The following is a 15904-nucleotide window of genomic DNA, read 5'->3' as shown; positions in this document are numbered from 1 at the left end:
CTCAATTTTAAATCGTTGTCCATCGTCTCAAATGAAACGACAGGGTCCGTATTACGCTCGATGTTCAGTTTTCAAGGAGCAATTCAGCTTGGCTTCGAATAACTTTTCGGCCTCGCTTTTCTTGCTTGCCGCCCAACGGCGACCTTTATAATATATCACAGCCAAACCATCCGATGCAACAACCTCTTTTTGGAAAAGAGCTTTCTCGTTTGATTTCGGCTTGGCGCGTTTTTGGCGCGAGAATTAATGTATCATATCCGAAGCAACCAAGTCAACGGAATTATCATCCAGCGAAAACAAAGAGATATCCCGAGCGCGAACGCTTCGGGATTCAGGACACGAATGTCATTTGCAATCCCGCCACAAGGGCGATACCCGGCAATCCGAGTAAAGCTGCGGCGCCAATCGTGGCGGGGTTAAGAGGAATATAAAATCCCGTAATCCACCCGGAGAAGTTCAACGCGTAAATCGCCATGGCCGATAAGGCCAAGTGAGCGCCGAAACGGGTCCACCATCCGGCAGGCAGCTTCTGCCTGAGCAGCACGCCGGCCAATAAAACCGACGAGCCGATAAGCGTCGCCATCCAGACGGTTTTCATCCGATTTTGCCCCGGCTTTCTTCTTCTCTAGGGGTGATGCTCCAAAGTCCCTTTGCCTTTCTTAGAAGCATATCCAGCTTTTTCTCCGCCGCTTCCAGAGAATAGATCGCGTAATCCACATGATCTTCTCCAAGCGCATCGTGAAAACGCCAGAGCGCCAATGCCACCTCACGTTCAGCCTGCCTGACGTCTTCGATGACTTGCCGCCTGTCTTCGTTAAAGTAGACCCACTGAGCATCTTTTCGTTTCCGCACGATAAATCCCTCCCGGGTTTGTCACACGGTGCTGCCCTCAATTCAGGACAACCCACTAACATGTGTATACCCGGATTTTGGCATTTAGAACGGGGGAAGATGAGAAAAATGAAAAACGCCCCGGAGGGCGTGGTCTGGAAAGCTTTTCTCACCTTGAGAACAAAGCGGTTAGGGCACTATAAAAATGTTTAGAACAGCTCCCTGCGCCCTTCCAACGCTTGCGACAATGTCACTTCATCGGCGTACTCCAAGTCACCGCCGACCGGCAGGCCTCTCGCGATTCGCGTTACCTTGATTCCGAACGGCTTGACCAGGCGCGATAAATACATCGCCGTCGCCTCACCCTCAATGTTGGGGTTGGTGGCCAAAATCAGCTCCTGCACGCGTTCGTCGCCCAGTCGTTTGACCAGTTCCGCGATACGTATATCGTCGGGACCTACGCCTTCCATGGGCGAAATCGCCCCATGCAGGACATGGTACTTGCCGTTGAATTCCTTCGTACGCTCCATGGCCACCACATCTTTGGGTTCCTGGACCGCACAAATGACCGACGGATCCCGGGTTTTGTCCGAGCATATCCGGCACGGGTCGGTATCGGTGATATTGCAGCACACCGAGCAATAGGTCAAATTCCGCTTCACGTTAACGAGCGCTTTGGCGAAATCGATCACTTCCTCCTCCTTCATGCGGAGCACGAAGAAAGCCAGACGCGCGGCCGTTTTCGGACCAATGCCCGGCAGGCGTGAAAAGGCGTCGATCAGCTTGGCGATCGGTTCTGGATAAAACAAAGATTTTGGCTCCTCTGAATCGGACCGGTTCCGCAATCATGCGCCGGCCGAATAATTTCGATTAGAACAGGCCGGGGATTTTCATTCCGCCCGTAAACTTGCCCATATCCTGGTTGGCGATCTCGTCCGCCTTGGTGATTGCGTCGTTGACGGCAGTCATGACCAAATCCTGCAGCATTTCGACATCTTCAGGATCCACCGCTTCCGGCTTAATGACAACATTCAGCACCTTTTTGTGGCCGTTCACCGTGACCGTTACGACACCGCCGCCCGCCGTGCCTTCCACGGTTTTCGAGCCCAGCTCCTCTTGCGCCTTCATCATTTGCTCCTGCATTTTCTTCACTTGCTTCATCATTTGGTTCATGTTGTTCATGTCGATTATGGCCTCCTTAAGATTCATTCATCTTTGATTACGACCAGATCCTCGCCGAAAAGGCGCAGCGCTTCCTCCACCAGGGGCTCGCGGGCCGGTTCGCTTCCGTCTTCGGGAACGAGGCGCAGCTCTTCTCCCGCAGCCTGCTCCGCCATGGCGGTTCCGGACGCCGCATCCTGCCATTCTTTCAGCATCACCGTAGCCAGCGAGGCGGGTTCTCCCAAAATGGAACCGATGACTCCCTCGATCATGCTTTTGTTGGCCGGTTTGTCGGTGGTTTCGCGGTGCATCGTATTTTTGAAAGCTACAAGCGCCGTTCCGTCCGCCCAAGCGACCGGCTCCCCGTCGATCAGCCATGCGTGAACGGTCACGCGCTCTTCCTTCACCCGCTGAAGCACCTGCGGCCATTTGGCCAGCAGCTCCTTCGAAGCCGGCGACTGTGCGGCCGCAGCGAACGGTTCAAGCTTCACGCGCGAACGCACCGGCTTGGCTGCGGAAGACGAGTCTCTCGCCGACGAGCCGCGTCCGGAACCGACGCTCGGTTGTCCTTTCCCTGCAGCGGATAAACCCGTTCCTTTCTGCAAAGCGGCATCGAGCTTGCGCTCCAGCTCGGCCAGCTTCTGTTGAAGCTTGGCCACGTCTCCTGCCGGAGCCGATGAAGCGGATGCCGGAACGCCGGGTTGCTCTGCCGATGTGGTCTGACCAACGGCTGTGCACAGCTTGATCAGGGCGATCTCGAACATCGTCTGCGGATGAGCCGCGTACTTCATCTCCGTTTGGTACCGGTTGAGCAAGTCAATGATCGAAAACAGTCTTTCCCTCGGAAAATCCGCCGCAAATCGCCGAAGCTCCGAAGGATCGGAGACCCGGCCGGAAGTGCCTGCGGTTTCCGGCGCAAGCTGGGTAAGCAGCATGTCGCGGAAATAGTGCATCAGTTGCTCCAGACATTTATCCGCGCTTTTGCCGGCCTTCATCATCTCGTCGATTTCATGCAAAACCGCACTGACGTCGCCGTCCCGAATCGCCGCCGCCAATCGGGCGAACTGTTCCGACGGCAGACCGCCTGTGGCGTCTACCGCCTGTTCAAGCGTCACATTGCCGCCCGTAAACGACGCGATCTGATCGAGGAGGCTGACCGCGTCCCTCATCCCGCCGTCGGAGAGTCTGGCGATGTACGTCAGCGCCTCTTCTTCAGCCGACATCCCCTCTTGTTCGGCAATCTCGCGCAGCCTCGCGGTCTGCTCCGGCAAAGACACCCGGCGGAAATCGAACCGCTGACACCTCGAGATAATGGTCGGCGGCAGCCGGTGCGGTTCCGTGGTGGCCAAAATGAACATCACGTGCGCGGGCGGTTCCTCCAGCGTCTTCAATAAGGCGTTGAACGCTTCCGTGGTCAGCATATGCACTTCGTCGATAATATACACTTTACGCCGCACTTCGGTCGGCGCATACTTCACCTTGTCCCGGATATCGCGGATTTCTTCCACACCGCGGTTAGATGCGGCATCGATCTCCACGACGTCCATGACCGATCCTTCGGTAATCCGCTTGCACGTTTCACATTCGTTGCAAGGTTCCGGTGCGGGGCCGTGTTCGCAGTTCACGGCTTTGGCCAATATTTTGGCCGCGCTCGTTTTGCCGGTTCCCCTCGGTCCGTTAAATAAATAAGCATGGGACAGACGGTTTTCGCGGATCGCGTTCTGCAGCGTCTGCACAATATGCTGCTGTCCGACCATGTCCTGAAACGTCTGCGGACGCCAGGCCCGGTACAAAGCCAAATGGGCCATTGTCTTTCTCTCCCGTAAGTTAGCCGTTTCAACCATTATACATCATAGGACCAGCCCGCTCCACCGCCGCGGAAGAAGAAAATCATCCGGTTCTGAAACAAAAAAAGCACCTGGCGTGTCTTGTTCGCCATAGGTGCTTGGTTTGTCTATATAATGAAGCTGAGCATAATTTCAATGAAGGACCGTGCACCTGTCCTCGACCGTTGAAATCCAGTCGCACAGGCAAGACCGCTCAGGACGAGCACTCCTCCAACACAAGAACGTCACCACTTACGGCTGCTTCCTTCCGGACCTGACCGGGTTCATGGCCGTTCCTCGCGGAGGACCCTTCCGTCAACACGATACGTGACCTGCCGATTCCTGCATTCCAAGACCTCAAACAGGAATTCAACCTCGCTGGAGCGGATTGCGAGTTACAGGGCACCGCTACCTCCCCGTCTAGCACGGCAAAGATAAGTATAACGAATTGCACCCGCTTGTGCAACCGAAGGGAAAAGTTCCCTTCAGCGGGTCGAGGTCACATGAATCGTATAACGAGGGAAATTAAAACGAAGCACGGATGCCACCTGACGTTCAATTCTCGGCCTGTCCATCGGCTGAACGTCCGGATGCAGATTAACGGTGACGAATGCGTCGTTCCCTTGATACGTAATATTGGCGCCGGCAACTCCGTTTATATCCCGAATCGCGTCCCTCATGGAGTTGGTTTGTGTTCGAACACCGACCGTACGCCGATGCCCCGGAATGCTCGGATAGCTGTAGGTGGTGCCAAGATATCCGTCATCGGGATACCGTTGTCCCTTTGCACTCACATTATCATCGCCATTTGCACCTTGCGGATTATTTTCGCCGTAGCTCGTCCTGCCGGCATTGCAGCCTGCAGCCAATGTGAGCAGCATAACGAGCGCCATAAGAGCAGCCAGCCGCGATCGGCCGCGTTTTCGTTGTTTGCGCATGAAAAAAACCTCCCTTTCCCGCTAGGATGCGGAGGGAGGTTTGTCTCTATACGTCTTTTCTCAAACCGAGCGCGTCTGACGACGCTGGCTAGCGGTTCGATCAGCTCAAACCGAGCGCGTCTGACGACGCTGGCTAGCGGTTCGATCTTACAGACCGTATTTTTTCTTGAACTTATCAACACGTCCGCCGGCATCAAGGAACTTCTGTTTGCCGGTGAAGAACGGGTGGCAATTGGAGCAAACCTCGACGCGGATGTTCGAGCGAATCGAACCCGTTTCGAAGGTGTTGCCGCATGCGCAAGTCGCCGTCGTCACATGATACTGCGGATGAATGTTTTCTTTCAAGGGGTTCACCTCTTTCTGCCCTGGAACAACAGTCGGCTCCAGAGTGGTAGACACATGAAAAGATTATAACACGTGTGCCCGTGCTGTGGCAATATGAAAAATAACCACCCTCACCGGACAGTCGCAGGCGGAACGTGCGTGTAGGAGCCGATGACGACATCCGGCAGCTCCTGGCGGAAAATTTCGAGCAGCGTTTTCATGCCGTAAATTTCGCCCTGAGCCTTCGGGATAAGGGACAAATACGCGTCCGGATCGATGTTCAGATTCCGCATTTGAATCAGCTTGAGCCCCGTACGGCGCGCGAAGCCGATCATCGCTTCAATCTCTTCTTCGCGGTCGGTGACACCGGGAAACACGAGGTAATTGATCGACGTGTAAACGCCTTTGTCCGTCGCATATTTCAGAGACTTCTCCACATTCGCCAACGTGTAGCCGCGAGGCCTGTAATAAGCGTTGTAATGCTCATCCAGCGCGCTGATCGTGCTCACTCGCATGAGATCCAGTCCCGCGTCGGTGATGCCGCGAATATGATCCGTCAATCCGGCGTTCGTATTGATATTAATGTAGCCCCTCGAAGTTTGCGCCCGTACCCGCTTGATCGCCTCGATAATCGTCGGCGCCTGCGTGGACGGTTCGCCTTCGCAGCCTTGGCCGAAGCTGATGATCGATTCAGGCGTGCGAAGATGCTCCAGCATGATATCTACAACTTCTTCGACGGTCGGCTTGAACTTCAGCCGGGTCTGCGGAGCCGGAAACCCGCTGTCGTCGGGCTGCTCGGAAATACATCCGAAACAGCCGGCGTTGCACGCGAAGGATACGGGAACCGCGCCTTCCCAGCGCTGAAGGAACGTATTTGAAGCCGTCAGGCACTCGTATTCCAGCGCACAGTTGGACAAGTGTTGATACAACCGGTTCTCCGGATACGCCGTCAACAGCCTGTCGACCTGAACCTCCAGCTCCTTGCGGTCGCACCGCTCGGGATTCCATGGCTCCGGATCGTCCGTCCGGCCGGCGGCCACATAGAACTCACCGTCTTTCCAGACGACCGCCGTGTAGCCGAACAACGGAAAAAGCTGCGTCTTATCCGTCTTCGCATACCCCGGCACATAATAGCGCGTGAAGCCTTGCGGCAGCAAAGCGCCCACCGCTTGATGCCCGGCCGGGAGCGCCTGCATTTCCCCTGTTGCCGGATCCATGCCGATCGCACGGGTATTCGGCAGCCCGACGAGCGTGGCTCCGGCAGGGAGCGGAATCAACTCGTCCTCCAGCAGCTCCACGAGAGTGTCGCCGCTGCGCGCGATTCCGAACAATTCCGAGTGGTCATACACTTGTCCTTTTTCATCTGCATACACCAGATGCATGCGTATCGCTCCTTTCCTTTCGGCGAACCGTCAGGTGGAGCTGCCTCTCGGCGCCGATCGCCGGCCTCCGCCTCCGCTTGGAGCGGACACGCCGGACGTGTCGAGGGAATCGAGAAACTCCTGGTTCGTCTTCGTATTGCTGAGCTTTTTAAGAAACTGTTCTACGTATTCCTGCGAATCGTTCATCGTTTTGCGGATCGCCCATAATTTATCCAGCTCTTCCTTGCCGAGAAGCAGCTCTTCCCGCCGTGTGCCCGAGCGGCGAATATCCAGCGCCGGGAAGATCCGGCGTTCCGCGAGCTTGCGGTCGAGGTGAAGCTCCATATTGCCCGTGCCTTTAAACTCTTCATAAATAATGTCGTCCATCCGCGAGCCGGTCTCAATCAGCGCAGTAGCCAAAATCGTCAGGCTTCCGCCCTCTTCGACATTCCGCGCCGCCCCGAAAAACCGCTTGGGCCGGTGGAACGCAGCCGGGTCGATACCGCCCGACAGCGTACGGCCTGACGGAGGTACCACGAGATTGTACGCCCGGGCAAGCCGCGTAATGCTGTCCATCAAAATCACGACATCTTTTTTGTGCTCAACGAGCCGCAGCGCCCGCTCCAATACGAGCTCCGCCACCTTGATATGGTGCTCCGGCACCTCGTCGAAAGTCGAAGCGACAACTTCTCCCCGCACCGAACGCTGCATGTCCGTCACTTCCTCCGGACGTTCGTCGATCAGCAGCACGAACAGCTCGATGTCGGGCCGGTTGGTGGAAATGCTGTTGGCGATTTCTTTCAGCAGCAAGGTTTTACCGGCTTTGGGCGGTGCGACGATCAGGCCGCGCTGGCCGAGTCCGACAGGAGACAGCAAATCGATGATTCGAGTGGACAACTTGGCGGGAGAATGTTCGAGCTTGAGCATGGACTGAGGATAAAGGGGAGTCAGGGCGGCAAAATGGAGACGTTCTGCGGCCGTTTCCGGCGGTTCTCCGTTGACGGCGTTCACCTGAAGAAGTCCGAAGTATCGTTCGTTCTCTTTGGGCGCCCGGCATTTGCCGGAAACCACATCGCCCGACCTCAGATCGAACTTGCGGATTTGCGAGGCCGAGATATAAATGTCCTCAGCGCTGGGCAAATAGTTGATCGGGCGGAGAAATCCGAAGCCTTCGGGCAAAATGTCGAGCACGCCTTCCATGAACATGTGGCCGCTTCGCTCGGCCTGGGCCCGCAAAATCGCGAGCACAAGCTCTTTTTTCTTCATCTGGCCGTAGGCAGCGATCTGGTGTTCCTTCGCCAGCTTGTAAAGTTCAGTCAGCTTCAAATCTTCCAAATCAGACATTTGAAAATCGGTCAATAGAATCCCTCTCTTGCTCCAAGATCGGGCCAGAAGTTACGCCTTACCCTTGGCGCCATACCTCCGCGCCCAAATTGCTTAGTTGCGTCACGAGACGATCGTACCCGCGGTCGATGTACTCGACGCCTGTAATTTCGGTCGTTCCGTCTTCCACGGTCAACGCGGCCACGACAAGTGAAGCGCCCGCACGCAAATCCGCGGCACGGACTTTGGCCGCATTGAGACGTGTGCCTTCCACGATGGCCGAACGGCCTTCCACCCGAATTTGCGCGCCCATTCGCGCTAGTTCGGGGACGTGTTTGAACCGGTTGCTGTACACGTAATCCGACAAAATGCTGACTCCGGAAGCTTGCGTGAGAAGACTGGTCATGGGAGACTGCAGGTCGGTCGCAAACCCCGGATAGACGAGCGCCTTCACATCTACCGCTTCGTAACGGGGCTGGCCGACGACGCGGATTGCCTCGTCCATTTCGTATACGTGAACGCCCATTTCCTGCAATTTCGCCGTCAGAGCTTCCAAATGCTTCGGAATAATATTATCGATGAGAACATCGCCGCGTGTTGCCGCGGCGGCTACCATATAAGTGCCTGCCTGGATACGGTCCGGAATGATCGAATGCCGGCAGCCATGCAGTTCGGTCACGCCCTCGATGCGGATCGCTTCCGTGCCGGCCCCTTTGATTTTCGCGCCCATCGAGTTCAGCAGCGTCGCCACATCGATGATTTCCGGTTCCTTGGCTGCATTCTCAATGACGGTTAGGCCCTTCGCTCGTGAAGCTGCCAACATTATGTTGATGGTCGCACCTACACTGACGACGTCCAAATAAATTCTGGCGCCTCGCAGCTCCTTGGCCCGGATCCGCACCGCACCTTGTTCGTTGGTCACTTCCGCGCCCAACGCTTCGAAGCCTTTAATGTGCTGATCGATCGGCCTCGGTTCGAAGTTGCAGCCACCTGGAAGGCCGATCACCGCTTCTCCGAAACGGCCGAGCAGCGCGCCCATGAGATAATAAGAAGCCCGAAGAAGCTTTACCCGGCCGTTGGGCATCGGCACCGACTTCAAGTTGGACGGATCGATGGTCATCATATCGTCCGTCCAGCTGACCTTGGCTCCGAGCTGCTCCAGCAGTTCGGCGTACACCGCCACGTCGCTGAGTTTCGGCAGATTGTCCAGGATGACTTCCGATTCCGCCAATATCGCGGCGGGAATTAAGGCAACCGCGCTGTTCTTCGCGCCGCTGATCCCGACCGTACCGCGGAGCGGACGGCCTCCTCGTACCATCAACTTTTCCATGAATGCAGGGTCCTCCTCGTGTTGTTGCCGATGGAAGGACCACCGGACATGACGGAAAGGGAAAACGCGTCGGCGTTTTCCCGATCTATAATAAGCGATATATCATCTTTACCCGCCTTAAGGCGAAACAGCGCAGCAGGGACTAATTAAGCTTGGTTGTTGCTTCCGAACAAACGAATTTTCTCTCTGACGATTTCTTTCATGGCGTTGCGGGCTGGGGTCAAATATTTGCGAGGATCGTAGACGTTGGCATCCTTGGCCAAAACTTCACGAATCGCGTTCGTGCATGCCACTTGGTTCTCGGTGTTGACGTTGATTTTGCCCACACCGGCCTGAACGGCTTCGCGGATCATTTCGTCCGGCACGCCGGAGCCGCCGTGAAGCACGACCGGAACCGGAATCTTGGAAGCAACTTCCTTGATGATGTCGTAATGAATTTTCACTTCGCCTTTATACATACCGTGTGCGGTACCTACCGCAATCGCCAGGCAGTCGACGCCGGTTTCTTCGAAGAAACGGATCGCTTCTTCCGGCTTCGCAAGTGCGGCATTCGCTTCGTCGACGCTGATGTCGTCTTCCACGCCGCCGATCGTGCCGAGTTCGCCTTCCACGGAGACGCCCATCGCGTGAGCGGCTTTCACGACTTCTTTGGTCAGCTTGATGTTCTCTTCATACGGGTGGTGCGAGCCGTCGAACATAACGGAAGAGAAACCTGCACGGATACATTTCATGGCCACTTCGAACGTGCTTCCATGGTCAAGGTGCAGCGCGATCGGCAAGCCGGACTTCTCGGCGGCCGCTTTCGCGATGGCAACGGTGTATTCCATACCCATGTATTTCAGCGCGCCTTCGCTGACGCCGAAAATGAACGGGGATTTTTCTTCCATTGCGGCCTCGGTGATCGCTTGCGCGAACTCGAGGTTGTTCATGTTGAACTGACCTACTGCGAATTTACCAGCTTTCGCCTTAGGCAAAAATTCAGTCATCGATACGAGTGGCATGATGGAATTCCTCCTGCTTATCAAATCATTTTCCCAATCCGTACTGCATACTGCGATATTATAACACAAAAACTCGTCCAATAAAAAAAGGTCTTACGACCCCGAGGCGAATCGGGACGCAGGACCTTCTCCCATCTGGAGGTTGACGGCCATCCTCATCTCGTCGATGTCGAACGGCTTCGTAAAGTGCATAAGAGCGCCGAGGTCGGTCGCTTCCTTGATCATATCGAGCTCTCCATAAGCGGTCATCATGATGACTTTAATGTCGCGGTTGATTTCTTTAATTTGCTTTAAAATTTCCAGTCCGTCCATGCCCGGAATTTTCATATCCAACAGGACCAGGTCAGGCGAATGCGTTCTTACGATATCCAAGGCTGTGCGGCCGTTCGCCGCTTGAAACGTTTCATAGCCTTCCGTTGAAAACACCTCGAGCAGCAATATGCGGATGCCCACCTGATCGTCCACGATCAGCAGCTTCTTTTTTTTCTCCATGACCTTCCCTCCGAGTCTGCGAACTGTTCTGGAGCCGTATCGTTGCTTATTCGCGCTCGAAGGGGTAAATTCCTTCCATTTCCATGAAAATAAAAAAACCGCACCGGCTAAAGCCGGCGCGGCGGACATTCGGATCAGCCCTCAGAATGCGTGAGCGCCGCTTTGACGAATTCCCGGAACAGAGGCTGCGGACGGTTCGGGCGCGAAGTGAATTCCGGGTGGAATTGCACGGCCAGGAACCAAGGATGCTCCGGCAGCTCGATCATTTCGACGAGACGGCCGTCCGGGGACGTTCCCGAAATGCGGAGACCCGCCTCTTCAATGCGCTCGCGGTATTCGTTGTTGAATTCATAACGATGGCGGTGGCGTTCATAGACAAGCTCTTCCCCGTAGCACTCGGCCGCGAGGCTTCCCGGCACAAGTTTGCAAGGATACAGGCCGAGGCGCATCGTGCCGCCGAGGTCCTCGACATCCTTCTGTTCAGGGAGCAGATCGATGACCGGATAAGGCGTGGCCGGATGAATTTCGGAGCTGTTCGCCCCGTCCAGCCCGCACTTGCTGCGGGCGTATTCGACGACAGCCACCTGCATCCCCAGGCAAATGCCGAAGAACGGAATGAGGTTTTCACGCGCATACCGGATCGCCGTCACTTTGCCTTCGATCCCGCGATCCCCGAATCCGCCCGGCACGAGAATGCCGCTTACGCCGTCCAGCTTCTCTTTTACGTTGCCCGGGTTCACTTCCTCTGCGTTCACCCAGCGGACTTTGACTTGGGATCCGGAGTGGATGCCGGCATGTCCAAGCGATTCCACAATGGACAAATAAGCGTCATGAAGGGCGACATATTTGCCGACAATGGCAATCTCGGTTGTCTTCGTCAAGGATTTGACCCTTTGTACGAGCGATTCCCATTCCTTCATATCCGGCGCGCCTACGGACAGCTTCAAATGCTTCACCGCATAATCGTCCAGCCCCTGCTCCCTGAGCATGAGCGGCACGTCATACAAAGTCGAAGCGTCGCGGCATTCGATCACGGCTTCCGGATCGATATCGCAGAAAAGACCGATTTTCCGCTTCATATCGTCTGCCAGCGGATGTTCGGTCCGGCATACGATTACGTTCGGCTGAATGCCGATGCTGCGCAGCTCCTTCACGCTGTGCTGCGTGGGCTTCGTTTTGACTTCACCGGCCGCCTTGATATAAGGGATCAAGGTCACGTGAATATACATGACGTTCTCCCGGCCGATATCGCTCTTGATTTGGCGAATGGCTTCGAGGAACGGGAGGCTCTCGATATCGCCGACCGTACCGCCGATCTCCGTGATGACGACATCGGAACCGGCTTCGCGTCCCGCGCGGAACACGCGATCCTTGATCTCGTTGGTGATATGCGGGATGACCTGCACCGTTCCGCCAAGGTATTCGCCGCGGCGTTCTTTGCTGATGACGGTAGAATAAATTTTGCCCGTCGTCACGTTGCTGTTCTTCGACAGATTGATGTCGATAAAACGCTCATAATGCCCGAGGTCCAGGTCAGTTTCCGCGCCGTCGTCGGTCACGAAGACTTCCCCATGCTGATAAGGGCTCATCGTGCCCGGATCCACGTTGATGTAGGGATCAAATTTTTGGATCGTGACTTTGAGCCCCCGATTTTTGAGCAGACGTCCGAGTGACGCCGCCGTAATGCCCTTCCCGAGCGACGAAACAACGCCGCCGGTTACGAAAATATATTTGGTCACGCTCATCCGAACCTCCCACCGCATGCCTTTCGGCATCCTCTTTATCGTTGCCCAGTTGTCCGTTTCTTTCATACCGAAAGTGCGGAAAAAACAAAAAAGTGACACCCATAAAATGGGGGCACTTTTTTCAAAATTATCCTATGTTGAAGCATACTTCAAAAGCCCAAGCATAAGTTTACCGTCTCACCTGAACGGTGTCAAGGCACAATCGGCCGTGTTTCGGCAAAATGTTACTTGTCGTCTTCGTCCTCATCATCATCGGAAGCGTCGCCGTCGAGATCGTCCAGATCGCCGTCCGCGAGGGCTTCTTCGTCCTTCTCTTCGTCGATTTCCTCGATGTCCGAGTCCTCGTCCTCTTCCAGGGCGACCTCTTCATCCACTTCAGCCGACTCTTCGCCTTCGTCGAAAATCTCCTCTCGGTCTTCGTCGAACAGGTCGAAGTTTTCGTCTTCCGGCGTAAAGGTTTCCTCTTCGTCGTCTCCGTACAAATCCTCATCGTCGTCATCGTCGTCGTTGATGATGCGCGGGCCTTTGGTGCCGGCGGCCACGCCGTCCGAATCGCGTTCCACAGGGTACCAGCGCTTCAATCCCCATACGTTGCTGCCTACGCAGGCGAACCTGCCGTCAATATTGATTTCGGTATACAGCTGGGCAATGACTTCATTGATTTGATCCTCGGAAAACCCGCGGAGCTTGGCGATTTCGTTCATGAGATCGCGGTAGTAAAACGGGGTATTGGACGCTTTCAGCACCTCGAAAGCGAGGTCGACCATCGGCATCTCCCGGATTTTCTCGGAGTCGAGTTTCAGTACATACTCGGCGCTCACGCAACTTCCCATCCTCTCTTTATATAGAACCGTTAATTGCTGCCTGTTGAATGTCAACCTTTAGTAAACCTTATTTCCAGCTAAAATGCAAGCGCTGCGGGACCGTTACCCCGCAGCGTTCATCCTTCGATTCGCTTAGACAGTAAAGCCGTTCTGCGGCATCGGTTCGGGACGTCCTTCTAATCCGGACAGCTTGATGTGCCGTTCTTCCACCGACGCCTTCAACAAGCCCTCCATCGCTTCCAGCACATGATAGGCCAAATCTCCGGAAGCGCGGTGAGGCCGGCCTTCCTGGATGGCCCTTGCCATATCGATTACGCCGATTCCACGCGAGTTCTCGGTGTTGCCGAAAGCAAGCGGCACTTCTTCCCATTGGTCCGTGCCCGCGTACCGGATCTTCACCGGTCCGCCGAATGTGTTCGGATCCGGAACGCGAAGAGTACCAGCCGTACCGTAAATTTCGAGATTCGGCAAATCCGTCCCGGCCTTCACGTCGAAGCTCGTCACAAGCGTCGCGACAGCGCCCGAAGCGAAGTCCAGCACACCCGCAATATGCGTAGGTGTCTCTACTGAAATCATGGTGCCGAACTTGGGAGCACTCGTGATTTTCCGCTCTTGGAACGGAATAACGGCCGAAGAGGTTACGCGCGTAATCCCGCCGAGCAGGAAGATCAGCGCGGTCAAGTAATACGGACCCATGTCGAACAGTGGACCCGCTCCGACTTTATAGAAAAACGCCGGATCGGGATGCCAGGATTCCGGACCGGATCCCATCATGAAGCCCGTCGCCGAAAGAGGCTGCCCGATCGCTCCTTCGTCGAGCAGCTTGCGGCAGGTTTGGATGCCGCCGCCTAGGAACGTCTCGGGCGCGCATGCCACTCGAATACCCTTGGATCTCGCAAGCGCCAGCACTTCCTTCGCATCTTCGGTACGTACGGCCAGCGGCTTTTCCACGTAAACGTGTTTCCCCGCTTCAACCGCGCGCTTGCAAATTTCCGCATGGGAGGCCGGAATCGTCAAGTTCACGATCAGCTCGACGTCCGGATCCGAGAGCAGCTCCTCCACGGTACAAGCCTTCGGCAGGCCGAATTCGGAAGCGCGGGCGGCCGCCTTCTCCATGTCCAGATCCGCGCAGGCCAACACTTCCACATCCGGAGAAGCCGTGAGGTTTTTCAAATAGATCGCGCTGATGTTGCCGCATCCGATGAGACCGACTTTACATTTCGCCATTGTAAACAGCACCCCGTCCGCTATGTATTCGCTGACTAAACAGTGGAACCGCTTTCTCTTATCCCTATTGTACGCGATCGGGAGCCTGAGTCAACTTGTGCGGCCGCAAACTTTCGCTCTGCAACAATCGAAAAAGCGAAGGCGCCTCCGGGAGGAAGCTCCTTCGCTTTTCGACTGTATCCCTCCGGCAACTCCGCGGGCGGAGGAACCGGAATGGGCAAGAGTCTCACCCGCGAAACTCTCCATTCATCCTATGCCCGCAGCGCAGAAATGACACGGAACGACGCCCATTTCCAGCCAAAAAAGGCCGGTTTCCCATGCGGACCCCGAGGTGTCCTCATACAATGAGGAAGCATATTCGGCGGGAGGGAACCCGTATTGGACATTCGCGGATTGCTGGAAAGGGTGCGCCGCTCGCCGTACGCCGCCGAAACTCGGGGACAAAGATCGATCCTCCGCTTCGCCGATCCCGACGATCACCGCCAATTTTTGCTCGCACTTCGAACAGCCCTCCCGGGTACGACAAAGCGGACGGACATCCGCAATTTGGGATTGATCCACGCGGTTTCCGTTTCCGTTCCGCCGGAAGGAATTCCGCCGCCCTGGATGGAATTTGCCTGTGAAGAAGATCCAGTGATCCGTGTTGAAGCGTTCACTCCCGGAAAAAACGTGTCGGGGATCGGCATTCCGTGGGGCGTTCAACATATCCGGGCACCGGAAGCCTGGAGCCGGACGACCGGTTACCGCGTTAATGTCGGCGTTATCGATACGGGTGTCGATTTTTCTCACCCCGATCTGAAGCATTCGGTGGAACAAGGCATCAACGTGCTGCACCGCACCTACCTTCCTCAAGATGATAACGGACACGGCACGCACATCGCCGGCACCATCGCCGCCGCCAACAGCCTGCGGGGAATGATCGGCGTCGCGCCGAGGGCTAGAATTCATCCCGTGAAGGCGTTTGATTATGACGGTACAGCTTATGTGTCGGACATCATTCTCGGCATCGACTGGTGCGTACGCAACCGCATGGATGTCGTAAATATGAGCTTCGGGATGAAACAGCGCAGCCGGTCTTTGCTTCAAGCCGTCGACAACGCGTATCATGCCGGCGTGCTGATCATCGCCTCCTCCGGCAACGACGGGTTGAGAGACGATATCGATTATCCCGCCCGCTACGGACAAACCATTGCGGTCGGCGCCACCAACCGCGAAGGGAAAGTGGCCTCTTTCACCAACCGCAGCGAACATATCGACATCTATGCGCCCGGCGACAAAATCGTCTCCGCATGGCTCCGGGGCCGGCACCGCGAAATGAGCGGAACCTCGATGGCCACCTCCCACGTTTCCGGCGCCGTGGCCTTGCTGCTGGCGCTCAAGCCCGGCCTTTCACCGCACCTCATTAAATCGATTCTCAAGGAATCCGCCGTTCCTCTTAAAAAAGGAAAAGCCCTCCGGACAGCCGGAGAGCTGGATGTGATGCGAATGTTGAAAGCGGCGGAGAAAATGGGCGGGCGCTGA

At 55.9% G+C, this 15904-nt stretch carries 16 protein-coding genes and 1 other RNA gene; 1 reads left to right on the top strand and 16 read right to left on the bottom strand.

The annotated features are described in order from the left end of the window. Positions 1 to 331 precede the first annotated feature (331 nt). The 16 genes from E5161_RS19390 to E5161_RS19315 form a co-directional block, all read right to left on the bottom strand. The gene (locus tag E5161_RS19390) at positions 332 to 598 is read right to left on the bottom strand and encodes a pro-sigmaK processing inhibitor BofA family protein (protein ID WP_136779535.1); all 267 of its coding nucleotides are present in this window, start codon (positions 596 to 598) and stop codon (positions 332 to 334) included. Beyond that, positions 595 to 852: a DUF2508 domain-containing protein gene (locus E5161_RS19385; RefSeq protein ID WP_136779534.1), complete on the bottom strand. Its 258-nt coding sequence runs from the start codon at positions 850 to 852 to the stop codon at positions 595 to 597. Before E5161_RS19385 ends, E5161_RS19390 begins: the two co-directional genes overlap by 4 nt. Before the next feature lie 188 nt (positions 853 to 1040). Beyond that, positions 1041 to 1640, bottom strand: coding sequence for a recombination mediator RecR (recR, locus tag E5161_RS19380; RefSeq protein ID WP_136779533.1), 600 nt, complete (start codon positions 1638 to 1640; stop codon positions 1041 to 1043). Between the two features lie 61 nt (positions 1641 to 1701). Then, positions 1702 to 2013 carry a YbaB/EbfC family nucleoid-associated protein gene (locus tag E5161_RS19375; protein ID WP_136779532.1) on the bottom strand — a complete coding sequence of 104 codons (312 nt, stop codon included), beginning with the start codon at positions 2011 to 2013 and terminating at the stop codon, positions 1702 to 1704. A gap of 23 nt (positions 2014 to 2036) precedes the next feature. Continuing rightward, positions 2037 to 3800, bottom strand: coding sequence for a DNA polymerase III subunit gamma/tau (gene dnaX, locus E5161_RS19370; RefSeq protein ID WP_136779531.1), 1764 nt, complete (start codon positions 3798 to 3800; stop codon positions 2037 to 2039). Between the two features lie 182 nt (positions 3801 to 3982). Then, positions 3983 to 4247: signal recognition particle sRNA large type (ffs, locus tag E5161_RS19365), an RNA gene on the bottom strand. Positions 4248 to 4303: 56 nt separating this feature from the next. Further along, entirely contained in the window at positions 4304 to 4756 is a 453-nt protein-coding gene (locus E5161_RS19360; protein WP_136779530.1) for a hypothetical protein, read from the bottom strand. Positions 4757 to 4903: 147 nt separating this feature from the next. Beyond that, positions 4904 to 5101 carry a 50S ribosomal protein L31 gene (rpmE, locus tag E5161_RS19355; RefSeq protein ID WP_136779529.1) on the bottom strand — a complete coding sequence of 66 codons (198 nt, stop codon included), beginning with the start codon at positions 5099 to 5101 and terminating at the stop codon, positions 4904 to 4906. Positions 5102 to 5211: 110 nt separating this feature from the next. Beyond that, the gene (locus tag E5161_RS19350; RefSeq protein WP_136779528.1) at positions 5212 to 6462 is read right to left on the bottom strand and encodes a radical SAM family protein; all 1251 of its coding nucleotides are present in this window, start codon (positions 6460 to 6462) and stop codon (positions 5212 to 5214) included. A 30-nt stretch (positions 6463 to 6492) separates the two neighbouring features. Continuing rightward, on the bottom strand, positions 6493 to 7785 hold the full coding sequence (rho, locus tag E5161_RS19345) for a transcription termination factor Rho (RefSeq protein ID WP_136779543.1): 1293 nt from the start codon (positions 7783 to 7785) through the stop codon (positions 6493 to 6495). Between the two features lie 58 nt (positions 7786 to 7843). Continuing rightward, the gene (locus E5161_RS19340) at positions 7844 to 9094 is read right to left on the bottom strand and encodes a UDP-N-acetylglucosamine 1-carboxyvinyltransferase (protein WP_136779527.1); all 1251 of its coding nucleotides are present in this window, start codon (positions 9092 to 9094) and stop codon (positions 7844 to 7846) included. Between the two features lie 146 nt (positions 9095 to 9240). Further along, positions 9241 to 10095 carry a class II fructose-1,6-bisphosphate aldolase gene (fba, locus tag E5161_RS19335; RefSeq protein WP_136779526.1) on the bottom strand — a complete coding sequence of 285 codons (855 nt, stop codon included), beginning with the start codon at positions 10093 to 10095 and terminating at the stop codon, positions 9241 to 9243. A gap of 93 nt (positions 10096 to 10188) precedes the next feature. Beyond that, the gene (locus E5161_RS19330; protein ID WP_136779525.1) at positions 10189 to 10587 is read right to left on the bottom strand and encodes a response regulator; all 399 of its coding nucleotides are present in this window, start codon (positions 10585 to 10587) and stop codon (positions 10189 to 10191) included. Positions 10588 to 10721: 134 nt separating this feature from the next. After that, positions 10722 to 12326: a CTP synthase gene (locus E5161_RS19325; protein WP_136779542.1), complete on the bottom strand. Its 1605-nt coding sequence runs from the start codon at positions 12324 to 12326 to the stop codon at positions 10722 to 10724. Positions 12327 to 12556: 230 nt separating this feature from the next. Next, positions 12557 to 13153, bottom strand: a complete 597-nt coding sequence (gene rpoE / locus E5161_RS19320) for a DNA-directed RNA polymerase subunit delta (RefSeq protein ID WP_136779524.1) — start codon at positions 13151 to 13153, stop codon at positions 12557 to 12559. Positions 13154 to 13288: 135 nt separating this feature from the next. Continuing rightward, entirely contained in the window at positions 13289 to 14383 is a 1095-nt protein-coding gene (locus tag E5161_RS19315) for a Gfo/Idh/MocA family protein (protein ID WP_136779523.1), read from the bottom strand. Positions 14384 to 14761: 378 nt separating this feature from the next. Between E5161_RS19315 and E5161_RS19310 the strand changes: the two genes are divergently transcribed. Beyond that, a complete protein-coding gene (locus E5161_RS19310) occupies positions 14762 to 15904 on the top strand; it encodes a S8 family peptidase (RefSeq protein ID WP_246042445.1) in 1143 nt (380 codons plus the stop codon).

The sequence above is a fragment of the Cohnella pontilimi genome, assembly GCF_005049045.1.
Taxonomy (GTDB): Bacteria; Bacillota; Bacilli; order Paenibacillales; family Paenibacillaceae; genus Cohnella; species Cohnella pontilimi.
Note: the sequence above shows the minus strand (reverse complement) of the source record. Positions and strands in the feature narration are given on the sequence as shown.

What these genes read in the sequence shown, in the direction of transcription:
- E5161_RS19390 (WP_136779535.1), bottom strand. Translation starts at nt 598, where the DNA reads ATGAAAACCGTCTGGATGGCGACGCTTATCGGCTCGTCGGTTTTATTG.
- E5161_RS19375 (WP_136779532.1), bottom strand. Translation starts at nt 2,013, where the DNA reads ATGAACAACATGAACCAAATGATGAAGCAAGTGAAGAAAATGCAGGAG.
- dnaX (WP_136779531.1), bottom strand. Translation starts at nt 3,800, where the DNA reads ATGGCCCATTTGGCTTTGTACCGGGCCTGGCGTCCGCAGACGTTTCAG.
- E5161_RS19360 (WP_136779530.1), bottom strand. Translation starts at nt 4,756, where the DNA reads ATGCGCAAACAACGAAAACGCGGCCGATCGCGGCTGGCTGCTCTTATG.
- E5161_RS19350 (WP_136779528.1), bottom strand. Translation starts at nt 6,462, where the DNA reads ATGCATCTGGTGTATGCAGATGAAAAAGGACAAGTGTATGACCACTCG.
- rho (WP_136779543.1), bottom strand. Translation starts at nt 7,785, where the DNA reads ATGTCTGATTTGGAAGATTTGAAGCTGACTGAACTTTACAAGCTGGCG.
- E5161_RS19340 (WP_136779527.1), bottom strand. Translation starts at nt 9,094, where the DNA reads ATGGAAAAGTTGATGGTACGAGGAGGCCGTCCGCTCCGCGGTACGGTC.
- fba (WP_136779526.1), bottom strand. Translation starts at nt 10,095, where the DNA reads ATGCCACTCGTATCGATGACTGAATTTTTGCCTAAGGCGAAAGCTGGT.
- E5161_RS19330 (WP_136779525.1), bottom strand. Translation starts at nt 10,587, where the DNA reads ATGGAGAAAAAAAAGAAGCTGCTGATCGTGGACGATCAGGTGGGCATC.
- E5161_RS19315 (WP_136779523.1), bottom strand. Translation starts at nt 14,383, where the DNA reads ATGGCGAAATGTAAAGTCGGTCTCATCGGATGCGGCAACATCAGCGCG.